General features: G+C 43.0%; 3 protein-coding genes. 2 read left to right on the forward strand and 1 reads right to left on the reverse strand.

What is annotated here, in order from left to right:
• On the reverse strand, positions 1-193 hold a 193-nt coding region (locus BLS20_RS13430), incomplete at its 3' end, for a hypothetical protein (protein ID WP_479723608.1).
• A gap of 88 nt (positions 194-281) precedes the next feature.
• Here BLS20_RS13430 and BLS20_RS13435 point away from each other — a divergent pair.
• Together BLS20_RS13435 and BLS20_RS13440 are read left to right on the forward strand one after the other, a co-directional pair.
• The gene (locus tag BLS20_RS13435) at positions 282-2,414 is read left to right on the forward strand and encodes an ABC transporter ATP-binding protein (RefSeq protein WP_090174852.1); all 2,133 of its coding nucleotides are present in this window, start codon (positions 282-284) and stop codon (positions 2,412-2,414) included.
• A gap of 1 nt (position 2,415) precedes the next feature.
• Positions 2,416-4,266 (forward strand): ABC transporter ATP-binding protein, encoded by a 1,851-nt coding sequence (locus BLS20_RS13440; RefSeq protein ID WP_090174853.1) that lies wholly within the window; start codon positions 2,416-2,418, stop codon positions 4,264-4,266.
• The last annotated feature ends 392 nt before the right edge of the window (positions 4,267-4,658 follow it).

A 4,658-nucleotide genomic window follows, 5' to 3' on the forward strand; every position in this document is an offset into this window, starting at 1 on the left:
ATTCAATATCATATGTATCGCTTACCCCAAGTTTCAGTTTTAATTCCTCAATAAACATAAGGATGTTCTTATAGTCTGGCGTTACCTGGATGTTTGCAAAAACACGATCCTCTGCTCCGATTACCGGCTCCATTGCACATAAAGTATAGTTTGTACTATGGACATCCATACCGATTTTGATTATTCTATTCATAGGTGACCTCCTTTTGTATGCGGTAATCCCTGTTACCATTTGTCTTTCTCGACTTGTAGTATACAGGTAAATCCACGTTGCTACAAATGTGAGGTCACTTCATATTATCTATTGGAAGCTGGTTATCGTATTGGTTGTATTGTTGTTGGTACAGGCAGTTTGCGATCTGGCATTGCCAAATTATACATCGGCAATTATTGATACGGGAATTCAAAATAGCGGTGTAGAGCATATTCTGGCGGAGCGATATACGGCAGAAGATTATGCGAAGACACAGCTTTTTATGACAGAAAAAGAAAAAGAAGAATTCAGTTCGGTATACCGCTTAGACGGTGAATATTATGTCTTAAACACGGAGGATGATGAACAATTAGAAGCGCTTGATGAAGAACTTCTGGTTCCGATTATTTTGGTGTATCAGATGTCGCAGATGGACGAGGAGCAGCTAAGTGCTTATGCAGATCTAACACTTGATGATGCCACCCTAGAGACGATTCGAAACTCTGCGCAGCAGACAGTTGATTCTATGGGAAGTAAGACGGCAATGGCGACAGGTGTAGCCTATGCACTCGAGTGCGATAAGGCGGCAGGCGTTGATGTAGATGCGATTCAAAAGGCGTATTTGTGGGATATCGGCTTGCGAATGATCATTATGGCACTCATTATGGGTGTGGCAACAATCTGTGTGGTATATGTGGCATCTAGAATTGGAGCGGGAATTGGACGAGATCTTCGTTCAAAAGTATTCCAAAATGTTGTGAAATTCTCGAATAAGGAGATTGATCAGTTCTCGACGGCATCACTTATCACAAGAAGTACTAACGATGTGCAGCAGATTCAGCTTGTGAGTACAATGCTATTGAGAATGGTTGCCTATGCACCAATCCTTGGAATCGGCGGTATCATCATGGTTGTTGGAACCGGTGCGCATATGGGCTGGGTGATTGTTCTGGCAATTGTTGTCATTATGGGATTTGTATTTAGTCTCATGTCAATCGCAATGCCGAAGTTTAAGATCATGCAGTCGCTTGTGGATCGGGTGAACCTAGTCGCAAGGGAAATTCTTACAGGGCTTTCGGTAATTCGTGCGTTTAAGCGTGAAGATAAGGAAGAACAGCGATTTGATGAAGCCAATCAGGAATTAAAGAAGGTGACTTTGTTTACGAATAGAGTTATGACATTCATGATGCCGACAATGATGGTGATTATGTATGGATTAAGCGTACTTATTGTTTGGGTTGCATCGCACAGAATTGACGATGGAATTATGCAGGTTGGTTCAATGACGGCATTTATCACGTATTCTATGATGATTGTTATGTCCTTTATGATTTTGACAATGCTTTCCATCATGTTGCCAAGAGCAGGAGTTGCAGCAGATCGAATTGCAGAAGTGATTGCCGTTGAGCCAACAATAGACAGTCCTGCTAAGCCGGCCAGACGAAGTGAAAAGAAGGGCGTCTTACGATTCGAAGATGTATCATTTCGCTATCCGGATGCCCCGGACAATGTGATCGAACATATTTCATTTACCGCAAGGCCGGGGACAACATCTGCGATTGTAGGAAGTACGGGAGCCGGTAAGTCGGCGCTGGTAAGTCTCATTCCGAGATTGTACGACATTACAGAAGGTGCGATAACACTTGATGGAGTAGATATTCGTCAAATGGATATCAAAGAACTTCGTGAAGCAATTGGTTATGTGCCGCAAAAGGGTGTGTTGTTTTCCGGAACCATTGCATCCAATATCCGATTTGGAAACAGTGAAGCCGATGATGACAGGATGCGTCTGGCAGCACGGATTGCGCAGGCAGAAGAATTTATCGAAGAAAAAGAAGAGCGTTATGATAGCCCGATTGCACAGGGCGGCAGTAATGTATCCGGTGGACAAAAGCAAAGGCTTTCCATTGCAAGAGCGATTGCCAAAAATCCGGAAATCTTTGTTTTTGATGACAGCTTCTCGGCGCTCGATCTTAAGACGGATGCGGCGCTTCGAAAAGCTCTTCATGAGCATGTTACGGATAAAACGGTTGTCATCGTTGCACAGCGAATCAGTACGATTCTTCATGCAGAGCAGATTATCGTCATGGATGAGGGGCATATTGTCGGACAGGGAACACATGAAGAACTGCTTAAAAACTGTGATACTTATTATGAAATAGCGAAATCGCAATTGTCAGAAAAAGAATTGGGACAGGTACGAAGAAAGGAGGAAGACTAGGATGAAGGAAGACTTAAAGAAAGTACAAAAGAAACGTTCCTTAGGTGGACCTCCGGGAGGAAATATCGGAAATGTTGAAAAGGCAAAGGACTTTAAAGGCTCGCTCGGTAAATTGTTAAAGTATATGGGCAAGTTCAAAGTGGCGCTTGTATTTGTTATTATTTTTGCTGCAGGTTCTACCGTCTTAAATGTATTTGGACCTAAGACACTTGGAAAGGCAACAACAGAACTTGCTTCGGGATTAATGGCAAAAATCTATGGAACCGGTTCAATAGACTTTGGTGCGATTGGGAAAATACTGTTATTGGTGCTTGGACTTTATATCTGTGGAGCGATTTTGAACCTCATCCAGGGATGGATTATGACGGGAATCTCGCAAAAAGTAGCCTATAATCTTCGAAGAGATATCTCAAAAAAAATCAACCGCATGCCAATGAAATATTTTGAAAGTAATACTTATGGTGAAGTGCTTTCAAGAATTACGAATGATGTAGACACCCTCGGAATGAGCTTAAACCAAAGTGTTACAATGCTGATTACTTCCCTGGCAACCATCATCGGTGTTGTGGTAATGATGCTTAGTATTTCACCAATTATGACCTTGATTGCACTGGTGATTTTGGTGATATCCTTCCTGATTATCGGTTTTGTAGTAAAGTACTCACAAAAATATTTTAAGCAGCAGCAAGACTACCTCGGTCATGTAAATGGTCAGGTGGAAGAAGTATATGCAGGGCATCTGATTATAAAGGCATTTAACAAAGAAGAAGATGTGATAACGGAGTTTAACGAGCAAAATGATAATCTTTATGAATCGGCAGTGAAATCTCAATTCTTTTCCGGCATGATGCAACCGGTAATGATGTTTATTGGAAATCTTGGTTATGTGGCAGTTGCAATATCCGGCGGATTTTTGGCAATAAAGGGTGTGATTACAATTGGTGATATTCAGGCCTTCGTTCAATACGTCAAAAACTTTACACAGCCGATTACGCAGGTGGCGCAGGTACTGTCGCAGATTCAGTCTATGACGGCAGCTGCAGAGCGTGTCTTCGAGTTCTTAGAAGAAGAGGAAGAAGAACAGATTATAGACAATCCGGTCAGTGTAGAAGGCGTTGAAGGATATGTGGGTTTTGATCATGTACGGTTTGGTTATAAGGAAAATCAGACGGTGATTAAGGACTTTAGTGTACATGTTAAGCCTGGACAAAAGATTGCGATTGTCGGTCCGACAGGAGCCGGAAAGACGACCATTGTAAAGCTGCTTATGCGTTTTTATGATGTGAATGATGGCGCTGTCAACTTAGATGGCCATAACCTGAAAGAATATAACAGACGTGAACTTCGAGATGCATTTGGTATGGTACTTCAAGATACCTGGCTGTTTAAGGGAACGATTATGGAGAATATTCGCTATGGACGATTAGAAGCGACAGATGAGGAAGTAATTGCGGCAGCCAAGGCGGCTCATGCGGATCACTTTATCAGAACACTTCCGGGTGGTTATGATATGGAACTGAACGAAGACGCAACCAATGTTTCGCAGGGACAAAAGCAGTTACTTACGATTGCGCGTGCAATACTTGCGGACAATCGTGTACTCATTTTGGATGAGGCAACGTCATCGGTCGATACCAGAACAGAAGAACTGATTCAAAGTGCGATGGATCGATTGATGGAAGGCAGAACAAGTTTTGTCATTGCACACCGCTTGTCAACGATTAAAAATGCAGACCAGATTCTGGTGATGCAAGAAGGTGACATTGTGGAGCAGGGAAGTCATGAAGAACTTCTTAAGGCCGATGGGTTCTATGCAGATTTATATAATTCACAGTTTGAAGAGGCTGTATAAAAAAGAGAAGGAAAATGTGGATGTACACATTTTCCTTCTTTGATTGTGCGCCTAGCGGCGCACGTTTCTAACGGGTTCAAGTCCCGAATCCGCCCGGTAGTGGGAAGGATATAGCCGAAGGCAAGGGTGTCCGCCGCGAGGTGGAATCTGAAGGAAGCTGGATGTGGGGAACACACTAACCCACGGGCAAATCTCTGGTCTGACGAACAGAAATCTCATACGAGGTTATGCATGAGGGTAAGGCTGCAATCCAAGTCGAAGCCCAATAACTACACGGAATCATGCATGATAAATGAGGCAGATGGATGGAGAGGAAGAAACGTGTGGTACCTAGGGAGGTCTGTGTGAAATGCTCTGAAAGGAGTAACCACCGTACAAGGAAACGAGGCGGT

Origin of the sequence: Eubacterium oxidoreducens (assembly GCF_900104415.1) — a bacterium.
Classification (GTDB): domain Bacteria; phylum Bacillota; class Clostridia; order Lachnospirales; family Lachnospiraceae; genus Eubacterium_C; species Eubacterium_C oxidoreducens.

Coding starts and splice junctions, on each gene's coding strand:
- BLS20_RS13440 (WP_090174853.1), top strand. CDS start 2,416: ATGAAGGAAGACTTAAAGAAAGTACAAAAGAAACGTTCCTTAGGTGGA.